15 protein-coding genes are annotated in these 17,955 nt (G+C 71.1%); 7 read left to right on the forward strand and 8 right to left on the reverse strand.

Features of this window, described 5'->3' with window-relative positions; genetic code table 11:
- Positions 1-134 precede the first annotated feature (134 nt).
- The 7 genes from F3T56_RS39825 to F3T56_RS39855 all read right to left on the reverse strand — a co-directional run bounded on the left by F3T56_RS39825 (position 135) and on the right by F3T56_RS39855 (position 8,353).
- Entirely contained in the window at positions 135-2,144 is a 2,010-nt protein-coding gene (locus F3T56_RS39825) for a beta-galactosidase (protein ID WP_149830348.1), read from the reverse strand.
- Positions 2,141-3,454 carry a glycoside hydrolase family 36 protein gene (locus tag F3T56_RS39830; protein WP_149830349.1) on the reverse strand — a complete coding sequence of 438 codons (1,314 nt, stop codon included), beginning with the start codon at positions 3,452-3,454 and terminating at the stop codon, positions 2,141-2,143. Before F3T56_RS39830 ends, F3T56_RS39825 begins: the two co-directional genes overlap by 4 nt.
- 104 nt (positions 3,455-3,558) lie before the next feature.
- Complete coding sequence (locus F3T56_RS39835; RefSeq protein WP_149830350.1) at positions 3,559-4,440, reverse strand: carbohydrate ABC transporter permease; 882 nt, start codon at positions 4,438-4,440, stop codon at positions 3,559-3,561.
- A complete protein-coding gene (locus F3T56_RS39840) occupies positions 4,437-5,432 on the reverse strand; it encodes a carbohydrate ABC transporter permease (RefSeq protein WP_149830351.1) in 996 nt (331 codons plus the stop codon). Before F3T56_RS39840 ends, F3T56_RS39835 begins: the two co-directional genes overlap by 4 nt.
- Positions 5,429-6,739 (reverse strand): ABC transporter substrate-binding protein, encoded by a 1,311-nt coding sequence (locus tag F3T56_RS39845; protein WP_149830352.1) that lies wholly within the window; start codon positions 6,737-6,739, stop codon positions 5,429-5,431. The genes F3T56_RS39840 and F3T56_RS39845 overlap by 4 nt, the downstream gene beginning before the upstream one ends.
- Positions 6,740-7,054: 315 nt before the next feature.
- On the reverse strand, positions 7,055-7,924 hold the full coding sequence (locus tag F3T56_RS39850; RefSeq protein ID WP_149830353.1) for a spermidine synthase: 870 nt from the start codon (positions 7,922-7,924) through the stop codon (positions 7,055-7,057).
- 54 nt (positions 7,925-7,978) lie between these two features.
- Entirely contained in the window at positions 7,979-8,353 is a 375-nt protein-coding gene (locus F3T56_RS39855; protein ID WP_149830354.1) for a hypothetical protein, read from the reverse strand.
- A 286-nt stretch (positions 8,354-8,639) separates the two neighbouring features.
- Between F3T56_RS39855 and F3T56_RS39860 the strand changes: the two genes are divergently transcribed.
- Complete coding sequence (locus F3T56_RS39860; protein ID WP_149830355.1) at positions 8,640-10,151, forward strand: NsdA family TPR-like regulatory protein; 1,512 nt, start codon at positions 8,640-8,642, stop codon at positions 10,149-10,151.
- Between the two features lie 120 nt (positions 10,152-10,271).
- Here the strand turns inward: F3T56_RS39860 and F3T56_RS39865 are convergent, their stop codons facing one another.
- Positions 10,272-10,871: a histidine phosphatase family protein gene (locus F3T56_RS39865; protein WP_149830356.1), complete on the reverse strand. Its 600-nt coding sequence runs from the start codon at positions 10,869-10,871 to the stop codon at positions 10,272-10,274.
- Between the two features lie 173 nt (positions 10,872-11,044).
- Between F3T56_RS39865 and F3T56_RS39870 the strand changes: the two genes are divergently transcribed.
- The 6 genes from F3T56_RS39870 (at position 11,045) to F3T56_RS39895 (ending at position 17,897) form a co-directional block, all read left to right on the forward strand.
- Positions 11,045-12,346: a phosphatase PAP2 family protein gene (locus tag F3T56_RS39870; protein ID WP_149830357.1), complete on the forward strand. Its 1,302-nt coding sequence runs from the start codon at positions 11,045-11,047 to the stop codon at positions 12,344-12,346.
- Positions 12,297-13,445 carry a hypothetical protein gene (locus tag F3T56_RS39875; RefSeq protein WP_149830368.1) on the forward strand — a complete coding sequence of 383 codons (1,149 nt, stop codon included), beginning with the start codon at positions 12,297-12,299 and terminating at the stop codon, positions 13,443-13,445. The genes F3T56_RS39870 and F3T56_RS39875 overlap by 50 nt, the downstream gene beginning before the upstream one ends.
- Positions 13,436-15,034 carry a hypothetical protein gene (locus F3T56_RS39880; RefSeq protein WP_149830358.1) on the forward strand — a complete coding sequence of 533 codons (1,599 nt, stop codon included), beginning with the start codon at positions 13,436-13,438 and terminating at the stop codon, positions 15,032-15,034. The genes F3T56_RS39875 and F3T56_RS39880 overlap by 10 nt, the downstream gene beginning before the upstream one ends.
- On the forward strand, positions 15,031-16,371 hold the full coding sequence (locus F3T56_RS39885) for an AAA domain-containing protein (RefSeq protein ID WP_149830359.1): 1,341 nt from the start codon (positions 15,031-15,033) through the stop codon (positions 16,369-16,371). Before F3T56_RS39880 ends, F3T56_RS39885 begins: the two co-directional genes overlap by 4 nt.
- Positions 16,372-16,544: 173 nt before the next feature.
- The gene (locus tag F3T56_RS39890; RefSeq protein ID WP_149830360.1) at positions 16,545-16,907 is read left to right on the forward strand and encodes a hypothetical protein; all 363 of its coding nucleotides are present in this window, start codon (positions 16,545-16,547) and stop codon (positions 16,905-16,907) included.
- A 351-nt stretch (positions 16,908-17,258) separates the two neighbouring features.
- Entirely contained in the window at positions 17,259-17,897 is a 639-nt protein-coding gene (locus tag F3T56_RS39895; RefSeq protein ID WP_149830361.1) for a bifunctional DNA primase/polymerase, read from the forward strand.
- Positions 17,898-17,955: the final 58 nt, after the last annotated feature.

Here is a 17,955-nt window from a genome sequence, read left to right on the forward strand (position 1 = left end):
TCGTGGACGGCTACCGCTCGGTCATTGTCCGAAGTGGAGCTTGCGCATGGACGCGGATACGGCGCGGATACAGCGAAGGGCTGTGGCTCCCCCACTGGGGAGCCACAGCCCTGTCCAGCCGCGATCGGTGATCGTCAGCGTGGTTCGCGTACGACCGCCACGCCCCCGGCCGCCACCCGCGCCGGAACGCCGTCCTCGATCTTCTCGCCCGTCAGCAGCTCCACAGCCCTCGGCGCTACCTCGACATCGGCGTCTTCCTCACCGTGGTTGATCAGGAAGAGGTAGTCCGCGTCGGGGCCCCGGCGCAGTACCGCCTCCACGCCCTCGGGAGTCGTGCGTACCGGCTCGACGCCCGCCTCCTCGCGGATGCGGGACAGCAACGACGCGAGGGTCGTCGGGTCCGGGAGGGTGGCCACGTACCAGGTCGTGCCCGAGCCGTACGTGTGACGGGTCACCGCCGGGGTCCCGGTCAGTGGGCCCGAGGTGTACGACGTCACCGCCTCCGCGCCGGCCAGGGCGACCCGCTCCGACCACAGCGTCGCCGTACCGCCGTCGCTCAGCTCCACCGCGTCACCCGGCAGCAGCGGGAACAGCTCGTCCGTCCGCACGCCGAGCGCCTCGCGGAACGCGCCCGGGTAGCCGCCGAGCCGGATGTGGCAGTTCTCGTCCACGGCCCCGCTGTGGAAGCCGACGGCCAGGACGCCGCCGCCGGACGCGAAGTCCGTCAGGTTCGCCTTGCCGGCCTCGTCCACCAGGTACAGGCTCGGCGCCAGGACCAGCTTGTAGGCGGACAGGTCCGCGTCGGGGCGTACGAAGTCCACCGCCACGCCCGACCGCCACAGGGGCTCGTACCAGGTGCGGATCAGGCCCTGGAAGCGGACCTCGGCGCTGGGCTGGGAGGGGAGTTCGAGGGCCCACCAGGCGTTCCAGTCCCAGACGACGGCCACCTCGGCCACGCCCCGGCTGCCGCGTACCTCCGCCAACGAACCCAGGTCCGCGCCCAGCGCCACCACGTCACGCCAGATCTGGCTGTCCGTTCCCGCGTGCGGGAGCATCGCCGAGTGCCACTGCTCGGCGCCCGCCTTCGCCGCCCGCCACTGGAAGTACGCGATGCCGTCGGCGCCGCGGGCCACGTGGGCGAGGGCGTTGCGGCGCAGCTCGCCCGCCGTCTTCGCGCGGTTCACCGGCTGCCAGTTGACCGCGCCCGTGGAGTGCTCCATCAGCAGCCACGGCGCCCCGCCCGCCAGCGAACGCACCAGGTCGCCGCTCAGGGCGATGTCGATCTCCGACTCGGGGTCCGTGGACTGGAGGTAGTGGTCGTTCGAGACCACGTCCAGTTCCGGGGCCCACCGCCAGTAGTCCAGCTTGTCGAAGTTGTACATCACCATGAAGTTGGTGGTGGCGGGGGTGTCGGGCGCCGCCTCCAGCAGCACCTCCCGCTCCGCCTTCAGCAGGGACAGGAGCTCGTCCGAGCAGAAGCGGCGCCAGTCCAGCTGGTGGGTCGGGTTCGGGACCGCGCCGGTCGCGCGGGGCGGGATGATCTCGTCCCAGTCGTAGTACCACTGGCTCCAGAACGTCGTGCCCCAGGCGTCGTTCAGCGCCGCCAGGTCGTCGCCGTACTTCTTCCGCAGCCAGACCCGGAACGCCGCCGCGCTCGTGTCGCAGTAGCACTCGCCGTTGTGGCAGCCGTACTCGTTGTGGACGTGCCACATGACCACGGCCGGGTGGTCCGCGTAACGCTCGCCCAGCACGCGGGCGATACGGAGGGCCGCCTCGCGGTACGCCGGGCTCGACGGGCAGAACGTCTGGCGGCTGCCGTACGAGAGCGTGCGGCCGTCCTTGTCCACCGGCAGCGCCTCCGGGTGGGCCCGGAAGAACCACGCCGGCGGGGCCGCCGTCGGGGTCGCCAGGTCGGCGGCGATGCCGTTCTCGTGGAGCAGGGCCAGGATGCGGTCCAGGCGGGAGAAGTCGTACGTCCCCTCCGACGGCTCCAGCAGCGCCCACGCGAAGATGTTGACGCTGACCATGTTGACGCCGGCCTCGCGCATGAGGCGTACGTCCTCGGCCCAGACCTCCTCGGGCCACTGCTCGGGGTTGTAGTCGCCGCCGTAGGCGATGCCGGGGACCTTCAGCGTGCGACTCACTTGGCGCCTCCCGTCAGGAGGCGGCGAGTCGTCTCGACGCCCCAGGTGTCCAGGGAGAGGAGGCGGTCGCTGGACGCCATCAGGCCACCCGTCGCCTCTACGTGTGCTGCCCAGCGTTCGCGGGTCTCCACCGCCGGGCGGGCCATCAGGCAGTCCGGGTCGTTGATCCAGAGGCGGCCGTGCTGCCACTGGCGGCCGGCGCCCGTGAACTCGGCCGGGTCCTGGCCGGGCTGGCTGTAGTCGTCGGCCTCGGGGCGGCGGTGGGGGGCCGTGTCGGGGCTGACCCGCATCGCGTCGAACAGGCCGATGGAGGGGAGGATCGGGGCGCCGCAGCCGAGAAGGTACGCGTCCTCGCCGATGGCCGAGCGGATCAGTTCGACACCGGAACGGTACGCGGCCAGCGCGTCCACCGAAGCGTGTCGTACGCCGTCCAGCGCGCCCGCGTAGAGGAAGTCGACCTTGAAGTAGTCGTAGCCCTCGGAGCGGAGGGTGGTGAAGACCTCGGTCAGGTACGCCGCGGCCTCGGGGTGGGTGGTGTCCAGGACGTACAGGTCGTGGCCCCAGTTGCGGCCCGCGTGCAGCGGGTCGCCCGAGGGGTCCCTGACCAGCCAGTCCGGGTGCTCGGCGGCCAGTTCGCTCGCCGGGTCGACGAGGAAGGGGGCCGTCCAGATGCCCGCGCGGCGGCCCCGGGCGCGGATCGCGTCGGCGATGCCCGCGCGGGAGCGGAAGCGGCCGGAGAGGGTGAGCCAGTCGCCGAGGGCCTTCTGGTAGCCGTCGTCGATCTGGACGACGTCGATGGGGAGGTCGAGGGTGTCCATCGCACGGAGGTTCTCGTGGATGTCGTCCTCGGTGACGTTCGTGAAGTACTCGTACCAGGAGCACCAGACGGTCGGGGCCTGGCGGGGGGCCTCAAGGCCGAGGCCCGAGGCCCAGTCCGCCAGGACCGTCTGGATGTCCGTGCCCGTGAACTCCTTCACGGGGCCGTCGGCGCTGACCTCCGCCTGGCCGTCCCGGACGACGAGACGGATCGACGGGACCTCGGCCGTGGGCTCCGGTGCCGCCCAGAGCCGTACCGGTGAGCCGTCGCCCGGGTCGAGCGCCATCAGGCCCTCGCCATGGAAGGTGCCGGCGGGGACGGTACGGCCGGGGCGGTAGCAGACGGTCACCCAGTTGTCGTTCGTCGGGCGATACGGGGCCGTATCCAGCGCGTACGCGCCGCTGGGGCTCCAGGACTGCCAGCCCTCCTCGTGGACCCGCGCGGTGTGCGGGTCCACGGGTACGGAGGCGACCGGCGTGAAGGGGTGGGGCACGGTGGTTCTTCTCTCGGGAGAGGTCAGGAACGGGTGGCGCCGGGCCCTGTGAGCCCGGCGCCACACCGATACGAAGCTGCGTCAACCCTTGTTCGAAGGCTGCGTCAGCCCTTGTTGGCGCCGAGGGTGAGGCCGCCGACGAACTGCCGTTGGAGCAGGAAGTACACGGCCAGGACGGGTACAGCGGTGATCAGGGCGCCGGCGGCGATCAGGTTGGGATCGGTGAAGTACTGCCCGGAGAGGTTGTTGAGCGCCGAGGTGATCGGCATGTTCTCGCCGGTGGAGATCAGTACGAGGGCCCAGAAGAAGTCGTTGTAGATCCAGATGGACAGCAGCGTCGCCAGGGCCGCCATCGCCGGCTTGCACAGCGGCAGGGTGATCTGCCAGTACAGCCGCCACACCGACGCGCCGTCGACCAGGGCCGCCTCGGTCAGCTCGTGCGGGAGCATCTTCATGTAGTTGCTCAGCACGAAGGCGCAGAACCCGGACTGGAACGCCACGTGGATCAGCACCAGGCCGAGGGCGGAGTCGTACAGCTTGCCGCTCATGGTGATGCCGGGCAGGTCGATGAGCAGGTACAGCCGGTACAGCGGGGTGATGATGACCTGCTGGGGGAGCAGGTTGCCGGCGGTGAACACCAGCAGCAGGAACAGGTTGACGCGGAAGTCGAAGCGGCTGACGTAGAAGGCGACCATCGACGACATGAACAGCGTCACCAGCACCGCCGGAACGGCGATGATGAGCGTGTTGCCGAAGTAGTGCGTCATGTCCGACTGTGTGAAGGCGTTCGTGAAGTTCTCGAACGTCAGCGTGTCGGGCCAGGACACATAGCCCTTCTCGGATGTCTCCCCGTAGGGGCGCAGCGCCGCGTAGACGGCCCACAGCAGCGGGGCGAGCCAGGTCAGCGCCGCTCCGGCGAGGAAGAGGTGCAGCAGGATCCGGGCCGGGCGCACGGGGGTGCGCTTGGCCGTGAGGGCCGTGCTCATGCGCGCCGCTCCTTCCGGAAGGTGGCGATCAGGTACGGGATGATCACGGCGAGGGAGATCACCAGCAGGACCACCGCGATGGCGGAGCCGTATCCGATGCGGCTGGACTCGCCGATGATGTTGTTGGTGACCAGGATGGACAGCAGTTCCGTGCCCTCGGCGCCCTTGTTGAAGACGAACACCAGGTCGAAGGCGCGCAGGGCCTCGATGATGGTGACGACCAGGACGATGGTGTTGGTCGGGCGCAGGGTGGGGAAGACGACGTTCTTGAAGGTCTGCCACTCGCCCGCGCCGTCCAGGGCGGAGGCCTCGCGCAGTGCGGGGTCGACGCCCTTGAGGCCGGCCAGGTAGAGGATCATCATGTAGCCGGTGTGGCGCCAGGAGGCGGCGATGAGGATGGCCCACAGGTTCAGGTCCGGGTCGCCGATCCAGTCGATGTACTTGCCCGGCTCGTTGGCCCCGATCAGGCTGTTGATCAGGCCGGTGTCGGGGTTGTAGACCAGCTGCCACACGAAGCCGATGACGGCCATCGACAGCACGACCGGCAGGAAGAACGCCGTCTGGTAGACGCGGCTGAAGCGGATGTTCTTGTCCAGCTGCACGGCCAGGAACAGGCCCAGCGGCGTCGGGATCAGGATCAGGACGACGAACCAGACGACGTTGTGCTCGACGGCCGGCCAGAACTGCGGGTTGTTGGTGAAGAGCTCCTTGAAGTTGTCCAGCCCGACCCACGTGATCGAGGCGAAGCCGATGCCGTCCCAGGTGGTGAACGCGAGGAGGATCGAGGCGAGGGCCGTCACCCATACGAGGGCGATGTGCAGGATCGTCGGCAGGCCCGCCATCAGGCTCAGCGTGAGCCGGTCGCGCTTGGTGAGCAGGCGCTTGTGGCCCTGCGGGACCTTCTTGGCGGGGACATGGGCAGAGCCCGGAGGCGGCACGGCGGCCTCCTCCGGGTTACCCGACTTCTCGATGGTGGTGTCGGCGTTGGTCATGAGGAGGCGAAGATCGTCTTCTTCTGGCGCTCGATCGACGAGAGGATGCTGTCGACCTGCTTGGGGTCACGGATGAACTTCTGCAGCGCGGGCTGCATCACCGTGGAGGTGAAGTCCGGGCGGCTGTCACGGTCCATGAACTGCGTCAGGCTCTTCGCACCCGAGATCATCTCGTACGCCTTCTTCTGCAGGGCGCTGTACGAGGAGGTGTCGGCCTTGGTGGAGGCCGCGACGACGTTCGGGTCGGACTTGAGGTAGATCTCCTCGGCCGCCGGGGTACCCAGGTACTCCAGCAGCTTCACCGCACCCTCGTGGTTCTTCTTCGCCTTGGAGAGCATGAAGCCGTCGGTGGGCGCCTCGACGGTGTCCTGGCCGTACGCCGGGTCGATCTCCGGGAAGGCGAAGAAGTCGAGGTCCTCGCGGTCGGCCTCGTTGGTGAACTGCTGGCCCACGAAGGTGCCCAGCAGGTACATGCCGGCCTTCTTCGACGCCAGCGTCTGGGCGGCGTCCTGCCAGGTGCGGCCGACGGCGCCGTCCTGGTGGTAGGGGAGGATCTCGGTCCACAGGTCGAAGACCTTGCGCACCTTGGCGTCGGTCCAGGAGGCCTTGCCGGCCATCAGCTCGACGTGGAAGTCGTAGCCGTTGGCCCGGAAGTTGAGCTGGTCGAAGGTGCCCATCGCGGGCCAGGCGTCCTTGTCACCGAAGGCGATCGGGACGAGGCCGTCCTTCTGCATCTGCTTGCACAGCGCGACCAGCTGGTCCCAGGTGGTGGGGACTTCGTAGCCCTTCTCCTGGAAGACGCTCTTCCGGTAGAAGAGCGCCCACGGGTACGTGTACAGCGGCACGAAGTAGTACTTGCCGTCCTCGCCCTTGGAGAGCTTCTTCATCGCGTCGGGGAAGTTGCCCTCGATGCTCTTCCACACGTCGTCGATCGGGGTGGCCAGACCCTTGGCCGCGAAGAACTGCATCCGGTAGCCGGCGAACCAGTGGAACACGTCGTCCGGCGTGCCCTGGAGGTAGGAGTTGATCTGCTCCTGGAAGGTGTTGTGGTCCTTGGTGTTGACGTCGACCTTGAGCCCGGAGTCCTTGGTGAAGGCCGCGTAGATGTCGGCGAACGCCTTCTTCGGCACGGCGTCCGACGCGTTGGAGCCGACCGTGACGGTCTTCGGGTCCGCGGCCGTACCGCTGCCGCCACAGGCACTGAGCAGCGGTATACCCGCGCCGAGTGCCGCGGCGCCGCCCATGCCGCGCAGCAGTGTGCGGCGACTGGTGCCGGGGACGGAGAGACCGGAGGGTGTGACGTGCATTGCGGCTCCCTGGAGACGGGGTTCGGTCGTCGATGGCCTTCGTCGTCAAGATCCAGTCGAAATCAACCAGAAATCAACTTGACCGAACATTCGTGGGCGCAATAACAGCCGTTTGTCCTATCAAACGTCAAGAGCTCTCGACTGCCTTTGTTGAAACGTAACCGTCATGTGTCGAATCGTGATCGCCGCGGCGGGTGAGGCGGGTGCGTGGAGAGCTCGGGAGGCTGAGGTTATCGGGCGAGTGCGGGTGGGTGGGGGGGCTGGTCGCGCCCACGCGGCGGAGCCGCAGATCGCACCCTGGAGGGCGGCGAGAGGTCAGCGGAACGCCGACGGGGGCGGGGCCGGCGAGGCGATGGCCGCCGCGTCCGTCACCGGCAGCGCGCCGCCCGTGAAGTCGGTGAGTGGCTTGCCGTGTTCGACCCGGGCCGGGTGCGGGTCGGAGGCGGCGCGGCGGGTCAGCTCGGCGACGGGCAGCGGCTGGTCGGAGGCGACGAGGACCGCGTTGCCGAACCGTTTGCCCCGCAGCACGGTCGGGTCGGCGACGAGCGCCAGCTCGGGAAAGACGGCCGCCGCGGTGGCGATCTGGCCGCGCAGATGGGCGAGCGGAGGCCCGTCGGCGAGGTTGGCGGCGTAGCACCCGCCGGGCTTCACCACCCGCCGTACCTCCGTGAGGAATTCCGTCGACGTCAGATGCGCCGGAGTGCGCGCCGCGCTGAACACATCCGCGATCACCAGATCCGCCCATCCATCCGGCACCTTGGCAAGCCCCTCCCGCGCGTCCACCGACCGCACCCGTATCCGCACGTTCGGATCCAACGGCAGCTCACGGCGCACCAGTTGAACCAGGGCGGCATCACGCTCGACGACCTGCTGGGTGGAGCGGGGCCGGGTGGCGGCGACATACCGGGCGAGGGTGAAAGCGCCCCCACCGAGATGAACGGCGTGCACGGCCCGACCTGGCGGCGCGACAAGATCGATCACATGCCCGAGGCGCCGCTGATACTCGAAGGAGAGATACGCCGGATCATCGAGATCGACATGCGACTGCGGCGCCCCGTCGACAAGCAACGTCCAGGCCCGCGCCCGCTCCCGATCGGGCACCAGCTCGGCAAGCCCGCCATCAACCTGCTCGACAACGGCTTCAGCGGCCTGCCGCCGCGCCGCCCCCTTCTTCGACCTGCCCATTGACCCATTATCGAGGCAGGACGACATACACGCCGGTCAGTGGCAGCGCGCCCCTCACCTGCAGTTGTCGGCCGCCTCGATCATCCGAGCCGCCTCCCCCAGCGCAGCCCTGAGCACCGCAGGATCCGTCGCGAGGTCCGCCTCCCCGGGCGGCAACAGCCAGTCCGCGCCATCGGCGGGCACCAACACCGCCCCCCGGCCGTCGCTCTGCGTACACGTACTGCCCGGCATGTCCCACGCGTCCGCCGTACCCGGCGGGACGAGAAACCCGAGCGTGTCACACGTGTCGTCGTGCAGAACGGGACCGACCGTCATGACGGGCCCCGCCGCGTCGACGGCACCGCGGCGGAGGATGTCGACCGCCTCCAGTCCCTGCCGCGCGGGCACGGTCACCAGGTCGCACTCGGAACGGGGTTCGACGTTCTTCATCCGGGCCTCCCACACATACAAGCCAGCGCTCCCGGTCCACGCTGCCCAACGCGCCAGTACGTCAACGGCTACGGCGAAACTGCGCCGCAAAGGATGGCAGTTCATGGCAGATCAAGGATGAGATATCCGGTTTGTAGCCAAACCTCGCGTCGGCGCACTGGCGGGGCCGGTACGTTCTTGCCCGCCGGACACAGAGGAATCAACCGTGCGGAATCAACCATGCGGGACACGGACGACTCCTCCCCGTTCCGGCACGGTTCGACGGTTCGCGAGAGAGGGCCCGGCCATGGCGTCGTCATCGGTGACCTCAACCCAGTCCCCCCGGCCACAGCGGCCGAACCTCGCCTTTCGGCAGCTGCGCGGGCAGCGTTCGCCTGGCGAGTTCGCCGCCGCGGTACGGCGGGCCGCGCGTGAGATCGGTGAGCGGGTGAGCTGTGACGCGCGCTACATCGGGAGGGTCGAGGCGGGCGAGATCCGCTGTCCCAACTACGCGTACGAGCGGGTGTTCCTGCATATGTTCCCCGGCCGGACACTGACCGACCTGGGCTTCGCGCCCCGCGCAGAGGTACGCGGTCGGGGGGCGCGCCCCGCCGAGGAGGCGCCCTCCTCTCGCACCAAGAGCCGTTCGCACGCCTCGCATGGTGCGAGGGGTGAGACGGAGGGGGCGTACGAGCCGTATGACACGCAGGAGATGTACGACATGCGGGATCCGCGGGGCGACACGGGCTACATGCGCGGCTGGCGGGACACGCAGCACACGTACCAGAACCACGAGGAGAGCGACGTGCAGCGTCGCGCATTCATGACCGGGGGTACGGCCGCGATGGCGGCCGCCTCGATCGGCCCCGTCACCCTCGGCGGCACGGCGTCCGCCGAGGGCCGTCCCGTCCACCGGGCGGGTACGGCGGAGGCGGGCGCCCTCGAAGCGGCCGTACGCAAGATCCGGCTGCTCGACGACCGGCACGGGGCGGACGGCCTCTACCGCAGGGCCTCGGCGCCGCTGCGGGCGGCGTACTCCCTGCTCGACGCGGGCACCACCCGGCAGAGCACCGCCGACCGGCTGTACGCGGGGGCGGGCGAACTCGCCATCTCCGTGGGCTGGTTGGCCCATGACTCGGGGCGTTTCGACGACGCCCGCTCACATTACGCGGAGGCGCTGGCCACGGCCCGGATGTCGGGGGACCCCGGCCTGGAGGCGCACGCATTCTGCAACACGGCCTTCCTCGCGCGCGACGCGGGGCGGCCGCGGGAGGCCGTACGGGCGGCGCAGGCGGCGCAGCGGGTCGCGCGGCCGCTCGGTTCGCCGCGGCTGATGTCGCTGCTGGCCCTGCGGGAGGCGGGCGGCTGGGCGGGGCTCGCCGACCGTACGGGGACCGAGCAGGCGCTGGCCCGGGCGCAGGCCCTGTACGCGCGTGGGACCTCCGACGCCGATCCGGAGTGGATGAGCTTCTACGGGGAGGCCGAGTTGGAGGGGCTGGAGGCGCAGTGCTGGTCCACGCTGGGGGACTGGCGTCGGGCGGCGCGGCACGCTCGGCGGGCCGCCGGGCTGCAGAATCCGCACTTCACGCGGAACAAGGCGCTGTACACCGCGGAGCTCGCGGATGATCTCGCGCGTGGGGGGCGGCCCGATGAGGCCGCGGCGGCCGGTATGCGGGTGCTCGATTTCCTGGACGAGGTCCAGTCCTCGCGGGTGCAGCAGATGTTGGCAGGGACGGCGCGGGTGCTGTTGCCGCATCGGAGGGCGTCTGGGGTCTCCGCGTTTCTGGAGCGGCACGCGGGGGTTGCGCGTACGGCCTAGCCCTGGTTTCGGGGTGCCCGGTGGGTGAGGTTGGGCGGGGGTGGGTTTCACTCACCGGCGCTGGCCGGGTGCCGCTGCGCCCACCCTCCCCCATCGCCCCAGCGGCACGACTGCCCGCAGCTAGGAAAGGTGCAGGTGCCCCGTGTCGTTCCAGGACTCGATCGCCGGGTCTCCGTAAGCCCAGCCCAGTACGGACAGCGACGTCGGGTTCAGTCGTACCCGCGCCGCGAAGTCGAGGCCCAGTCCCAGCCAACGTGCCGCTATGGACCGCAGGATGTGGCCGTGGGCGAAGACGAGGACGTCGCGTTCGGCGGACCGCGCCCATGCGACCACCTCGTCGGCGCGGGCCGTGAGCTGCTGAAGGGTCTCCCCTTCGGGGACACCGTCGCGCCACATCAGCCATCCCGGCCGGGAGGACTGGATCTCGGCCGGGGTGAGGCCTTCGTACGCCCCGTAGTCCACCTCCATGAGCGTGTCCCACGCGGTGGCCCGGTCACCGAAGCCGGCCAGTTCGCACGTGTCACGCGCGCGTGAGAGGGGACTCGTACGGACCTCGACACCAGGCAGCCCGACCAAGGGTGCCCCGTGGAGGCGTTCGCCGAGGAGCTTCGCGCCGCGTCGGCCCTCTTCGAGGAGGGGGATGTCCGTCCTGCCGGTGTGCTTGCCGAGCAGGGACCATTCCGTCTGTCCGTGCCGGGCCAACAGGATGCGCGGTGCCATGAGGTGCCCTTTCGGGTGTCTTCTGCGAGAAGGGAAAATTAAGGGGCGGTTGTTCCCATCATCGCTCAGGCTGTCGGGGAGCAACCCGTGAGGCGATCTCAGCGTCTTGGAGAACGTCCTGCGCACGAAGCACAGATGAACACAGGCGAAAGCGGATGGGGGAGGGCGATCGGATGCCGCAGACCGAGGCGACCGAGGCACCGGTCGGCGAGGGTATCGAGGCATCGGTCGGTGGGAGGCCTGGTGCATCGGTCGGCGAGGGGCCCGGTGCATCGGTCACCGAGGCGGCGCCGCACGCCCTGCACCGACCCCGGCTCCAGCTCCGGCTCCGCTGGTGGCGCGAGCTGCCGCTGATCCTGCTGGTGTACGGGGCGTACTCGGTCGGCCGGCTCCTCGCGCGCGGCGACACGGCGAGCGCCGTCGACCACGGCCTCGCGATCCTGCGTGTCGAGAAGGCCCTGTGGCTGAACGCCGAGCATCCCCTGAACCGGCTGTTCACACGTGAACCCTGGATAGGGATACCCGCCGACTTCTGGTACGCCTCCCTGCACTACCTGGTCACCCCCGTGCTCCTGGTGTGGCTCTTCCGTTCCCGCGCCGTGCACTACCGCGCGGCCCGCACCTGGCTTCTGACCTCCACCTTCATCGGCCTGATCGGCTTCACCCTGTTCCCCACCTGCCCGCCCCGGCTCCTGCACTCGGCGCAGGGCTTCGTCGACACGATGGCCCACTACAGCGCGTGGGGCTGGTGGGGCGGCGAGGCCAGCGCGCCCCGAGGGCTCGGCGGCATGACGAACCAGTACGCGGCGATGCCGAGCCTGCACGTCGGCTGGTCGCTGTGGTGCGGTGTGATCCTCTGGCGTCTCGGCGGCGGCTCGCGCCTGGTGAGGACTGCGGCCGTCACGTATCCGCTGATCACGACAATCGTGGTGATGGGCACCGCCAACCACTACTTCCTCGACGCGGTGGCGGGCGCGGCCGTGATGGGGGTAGGTCTGCTGCTCACGCCGATGGTGATGCAGGCGGTGGACAGGTGCCGGGTCTCGCTGGAGCTCGGAGTGTCGGCTGAACTCAGGGCGTCAGCTGGGCCCGGGACCTCGGCCGGACTCGGAGCATCGGCCAGGCCCGGAGCGCCGACCGGGCCCGGAGTGTCAGCCGGGCTCGGAGCTTCGACCGCGCCCGGAACATCGGCCCGGCCCGGAGCTTCCGCTGGGCCCGGAGCGCCGACCGAGCTCGGAGCGTCGGCCAAGCCCGGAGCATTCACCGGGCCCGAGTGGGGGCGCGTCGAGGAGTCCGTCGCAGCGGGCTCCGTCACACCGGTCGCGGGCGGCTCTCGGGGCACGGTTTCCCCGATTGTCAGTGGTGGGTGCCAGACTTCCCCGGGTGAGCGAATTCCACGGCAGCGGATCACCGAACCCGAGCCGGGTGCCGCCCCCTCGGAAGCAGGGGACGGCGCTGCGGCAGCGTCTCGCTGAGCTGCGCGGACCCGAGGTCCCACCCAAGGCGCTGGACGCGCGCGCCCTCGCCGCGCTCGCGGCCAACCCCGGCTGCGAGCGGCGCGCGCTGCTGGACGGCGCGGGGGTGAACAAGGCGGTGCTGGCAGACGCGCTCGGCTCCCCTTCCGCCTTCGGCCAGTCCCAGTTCGCCTTCATGCGGGGCAACGCCTTCGAGGCCCGGGTCAAGGCGGACGGCGGCGCGGAGCTGCTGCGGCTGGTGCACGAGAAGCTGGACCCGGGAGCCGAGCCGCCGGCCACGGCCTCGGTCCCCGACCTCGCCGCCGTCGGCCCCGAGGGCCGCGCCGCCCGTACGGCGCTGGCGCTCCGCGAGGCCACGGACGCCGGCGGCTGGGCGCTGCTCGACCACCCCATGCTTGCGCTGGACGTCGCGGGCTCCCCCGCCTTCCTGGAACCGGACGCGGTGGTGGTGCACCCGGACGGCACCTGGACGGTCGTGGAGATCAAGTCCTTCCCGATGCTGGACGGTTCGGCCGACGCGGCGAAGGTCGGCGCGGCGGCCCGCCAGTCCGCGGTGTACGTCCTGGCACTGGAGGAGGTCGCCGCCCGGCTCGCCCAAGATGCCCGTCCGGCGCCCGAGGTGCGTCATCGGGTGTTGCTCGTGTGCCCCAAGGACTTCACCAACCTCCCGACGGCCGCCGCGGTGGATGTCCGTAAGCAACGGGCGGTCACCCGCCGCCAGTTGACCCGGCTCACCCGTATCGAGGAGATCGCGGACTCCCTCCCCGAGGGGACCTGCTTCGCCCCGGACCTCCCCCAGGAGGAGCTGACGACCGCCGTCGAGGCCCTCTCCGCCACCTACACCCCCGAGTGCCTCGCCGCCTGCGAGCTGGCCTTCCACTGCCGGTCCCGCTCCCGCGCGGAGGGCGCGGTGACGTCCATGGGGCGCGCCGCACGGGCCGAGCTGGGCGGCCTCACCACGGTCGAGGCCGTACTGGCGGCGGCCCACGGCACGGCCGGCGACCCCGCCGACCCTACGGTCGCGGCGCTGCGGAGAGCCGCGGAGCTGCGGGCGGAGGCGCTGAGCGCCGTGTCCACCGGGGGTGGGGCATGTCGCTGATGTCGACCCTGGCCCGCCTCGAAGCCGTCAGCACGGGCCGGGCCCAGCCCACCGCCACCGTCCGCCACCGGCATCTCTCCGCGCACCCGCTCGTCTTCGTGCCGCTCACCACCGCTGGTGAGGCCGGTGCCCCGCTGGGCGCGCTCGTCGGCACCGACCGGGACGCGCCGCGCCTGCTGGTGGTGCCGCAGCCCCGGGACCGTGATCTGCGGTTCGTGTTCCTGGCGGAGCTCGCGGACGTCGTACTGCCGTACGTGGACGCGTACGCCGATGTCGTGGAGCCCGCCGAGCGGGGCGAGACCGATCCCGAGACCGGCAAGCGGGTCAAGGTCGAGGTCGAACTGTGCGCGGACGCCCCGCAGTTGATCGTGCCGAGCCGCACGGGCATCGACTTCGTACGGCTCCTCGGGCGCTCCATGCGGTTCAGGCGCACCGCCGAGCAGGATCCGGAGGCACCGCATCCGGCGCCGCCACGGGTGCCGCTGCTCGGGCGGTGGCTCACGCACTTCGGGGAGCGGGCGCGGGTGCCGGGCTCCTCGCTGCTGCTTGCCCTGACCGATCTGCTGTCGCGGCACTGGGCGACCGGCCAGTCCGGCGTCGAGGACCAGCACCTGGGGTCGCTGCTCGCCTGGATCGACCCCCCTCAGGGGCAGTCGGGCGAGGCGGCGGCGCGGTGGGCCGAGCTGGCGCGGGACGCGGAGGGCCAGTTGCTGTGCCCGCCCGCCGGTCCCGCGACCGACCCGGCGTTCGACAACAAGCTGCTGGCCCCGGCCATCGAGCGGTACGACCGGGCGCGACTCGCCCTGGCCGCCGCCGAGGACGGTATGGAGGCCGACGACCGGCTGGGGGCGCTGACAGCAGCCGAGCGGGAGATCCGGGCCCTGGTCGAGAGCCGTACCCGGCCCACCTGGGACGCGGTCTGGCACGGCCTCGACCTGCTGCGCGCCCTGCCGGAGGGTGCCCACGCGGCCGACCGGTGGACCCGCGACCGCTGGTCGTTCACCGGCCACCGGGACCGGATCGTCGCCGGGGAGCCCCCGCAGCCGCGCATCGACGACGCGGTCATCGCCGCGAACAAACTGGCCGCGCGGGAGCGGGAACAGGCCCGCCTCGACGCCCAGGAGGCCCTGGACGACCCGCTCGTCATGGCCGGGCGACGGCTGGCCGGGGAGGCGTTCGCCGGTGAGGTCGTCGAGGTGGTGATGGCGTACAGCGAGGGCAAGCGGCCCAGCCCGCGGCCGCTGGTCACCGTACGGACGCAGGACCGGCCGCATCTCGGGGAGCGCGCGAAGGTGTACCGCTCACTGGGCGGGAAGCCGCAGACGGCCGAGTTCGTGGGGTACGAGGGGGCCGACGGCGCCCTGGTGGTGCTGCGGATCATGGACAAGATGGGGCGGGGCAAGGAGCCGGAGGAGGGGTCCGTCCCCGAGAAGGGGGACCTTCTCTGCTTCACCCTCTTCGAGCACGACCAGCGGGGCGGAGCCAAGCTGCCCGACCCCGAGGAGACACCGTGGACGCACGGCGGGCCGCCGGGTGAGCCCGACGCCGTACCGCTGCCTGACCCGGTGACCGCTGAGGATGTGCTGTGACCGCCGACGCCGTACTCGACCCGGGGGCCGCGGCCACCCGCGCCACCGACGCGATCCTCCGCGACACCCTGCACGGCACCGCCCGTGGGGTCGTCGTCGACTCGCCGCCCGGTGCAGGCAAGTCCACGCTCGTCGTGCGCGCCGCGCTCGAACTCGCCTCCGCCGGGCGCCCGTTGATGATCATCGCGCAGACGAACGCGCAGGTGGACGACCTGGTCATCCGGCTCGCGGAGAAGGACGCGGACCTCCCGGTCGGGCGGCTGCACAGCAGCGACAGCGACCCGTACGACAAGGCGCTGGACGAGCTGCCGAACGTACGGAAGTCGACGAAGGCGGCCGACCTCGCCGGGCTCGACGTCGTGATCTCCACGGCCGCCAAGTGGGCGCACGTCAAGGGGGTCGAGCCGTGGCGGCACGCGATCGTCGACGAGGCGTACCAGATGCGGTCGGACGCGCTGCTGGCCGTGGCGGGGCTGTTCGAGCGGGCGCTGTTCGTGGGCGACCCCGGGCAGCTGGACCCGTTCGCGATCGTCGGCAGCGAGCAGTGGGCGGGGCTGTCGTACGACCCGTCCGCCTCGGCGGTGACGACGCTGCTCGCCCACAACCCCGAGCTGCCCCAGCACCGGCTGCCGGTGTCATGGCGGCTCCCGGCGTCCGCCGCGCCCCTCGTCTCGGACGCGTTCTATCCGTTCACGCCGTTCCGGAGCGGTACGGGGCACGGGGACCGGCGGCTCGGGTTCGCGGTGCCGTCGGACGGCTCGGGTCCCGACCGGGTCATCGACGAGGCCGCCGAATCGGGGTGGGGGCTGCTGGAGCTGCCGGCGCGGCACACGCCCCGCACCGACCCCGAGGCGGTACGGGCGGTCGCGCGGGTCGTACGGCGGCTGCTCGACCGGGGTGGGGCGGCGACCTCGGAGCGGTCCGAGGAGCCCGTGCCGCTGACCGCCGACCGGATCGCTGTCGGTACGGCCCACCGGGACCAGGCCGCCGCCGTGCGCTCCGCGCTGGCCGAGCTGGGGGTCGCCGATGTCGTCGTGGACACGGCGAACCGGCTCCAGGGGCGGGAGTACGACGTCACGGTCGTCCTTCATCCGCTGTCCGGGCGCCCCGACGCGACGGCGTTCCACCTGGAGACCGGACGGCTGTGCGTCCTCGCCTCCCGGCACCGGCACGCGTGCATCGTGGTGTGCCGGGCCGGGGTGAGTGAACTCCTCGACGACCATCCGTCGACCGAGCCGGTGCAGCTGGGGGTGACGGTGAAGTTTCCGGATGGGTGGGAAGCGAATCACTCGGTGCTGGCGGTGTTGGCGGAGCATCGGGTGGGGTGGCGGCCTTAGGGCGGGGCGGGGGGGTTGTCTCCGGGGGCGGGGGCGCGTTTCGCCCGGCGCGAGGGCCGTGGCAGGCGGGCTTGATGCCCACTTGCGCGGTCACGAGACAATGGACGGTGGCCCTCCTGTCGGGACGCCCCCGGGGACAGGCCCACTGAACCGTCGTACGAGGAGGACGAGACATGGCGGAGCCCACGCCGCGTCGGCACGAACCGCGGCTACGCCCCGCGCCCCTGCTCTTCGAGCCGGCGGAGGCGGCCGGTGATCCCGAGCACTTCTTCGACCTGGAGTCGATCGACGATCCGCGGGCCTTGTTGGCGCGGGCGACGGAGTTGGCGCAGGCGTTTCGGGCGGCGGCGGACCGGGCGGTGGAGTTCCAGGCCATCGCGGCGGCGCAGCTTGCCGATCCTCGGCGGTTCGATCGGCTGACCGCGGCGGATGTCGCGGAGCGGGCGGAGTGGACCGAGGACTACGCGAAGAAGATGATCGAGTTCGGGCGGGATCTGATGCGGGGGCGGGATTCCAGTGGGCCGGAGGCCATCTGAGGCGGCTGTGGGGGACCTGGCTGTACGTGACCCGGCACCTGGGCTGGGCTCGGGGTGGGGTTTCGCTCGCCGGCGCTTGCCGGGTGCCGCTGCGCCCACCCTCCCCCGCTCTCGGCTTCTCCCCCACTCCCGGCTTCGCTCGAGCGGGAGGGACCCCCATGAGCGGGAGGTGCCCCCATCGCCCCAGCGGCACGATTGCCCGCAGCTATGACAGGGGCGGCGGCACGGTTGCCCCGCAGACACGACAGTTGGCATATGCCGGGTGGGCAAGATACCCCACTTGGCATCCTGCTGTACCGGAATTTGGCAACCCTGGGGAATCGGGTGGTGACGGCCGGTAGATATGGATGTATGAGCGGTGGGAGCGGATCGGGTAGGTATCTGAAGGGCGGACCGGGCGCCTCGGGGGTCACGGTGGAGGGGGCGGCTTGGCTGGCCTCGGCGGGAACGTATCCGCGTAGGACGTTGGCGTTGTGGGAGGAGCGGCCTGCGGTGCCGGTGGTGCTGGCCTGCGGGGCCGTGTTCGATGTTGTCAGCGTGCCGGCGCTCTTCGGGCGGCGGATGCTCGACCGGCTGTGGGACGAGGGGCCCGGGTCCGGGCCGGTGGCCGTGTATCGCGGGCGCATGCTGCTGTTCGCCTCGCCCGGCACCGCCCACCGGCTGCCCGCGCTCCTGGAGTGGGAGGAATGGGGCTCCCCCGGCCGCACCGGCGCCGTCCCGCCGCTCCTCTGCCACGGCGCCGGAGACGCGGTGACCGTCCCCGCGGTGAGCACCACCGACACCACAGACATCACAGCCCCCACCGCACGGCTCGGGTCCCGGTGGGTCGTCGCCCCCGACACTCGGCAGCCTTGGCTTCCGGGGCCCGACGTTCTGCTCTGGGCGGCCGTGCGGGCGGCCCGTGCGAGTGCCTCCGCGACCGTGCGGATATCGATTTTTCCTCCCGCCGATCAGGGTGCTAAGGTCTACGACGTCAGCAGGCGCCGCTAGCTCAGTTGGTTAGAGCAGCTGACTCTTAATCAGCGGGTCCGGGGTTCGAGTCCCTGGC

The organism is Streptomyces tailanensis, from assembly GCF_008386495.1.
GTDB classification, from domain to species: Bacteria; Actinomycetota; Actinomycetes; order Streptomycetales; family Streptomycetaceae; genus Streptomyces; species Streptomyces tailanensis.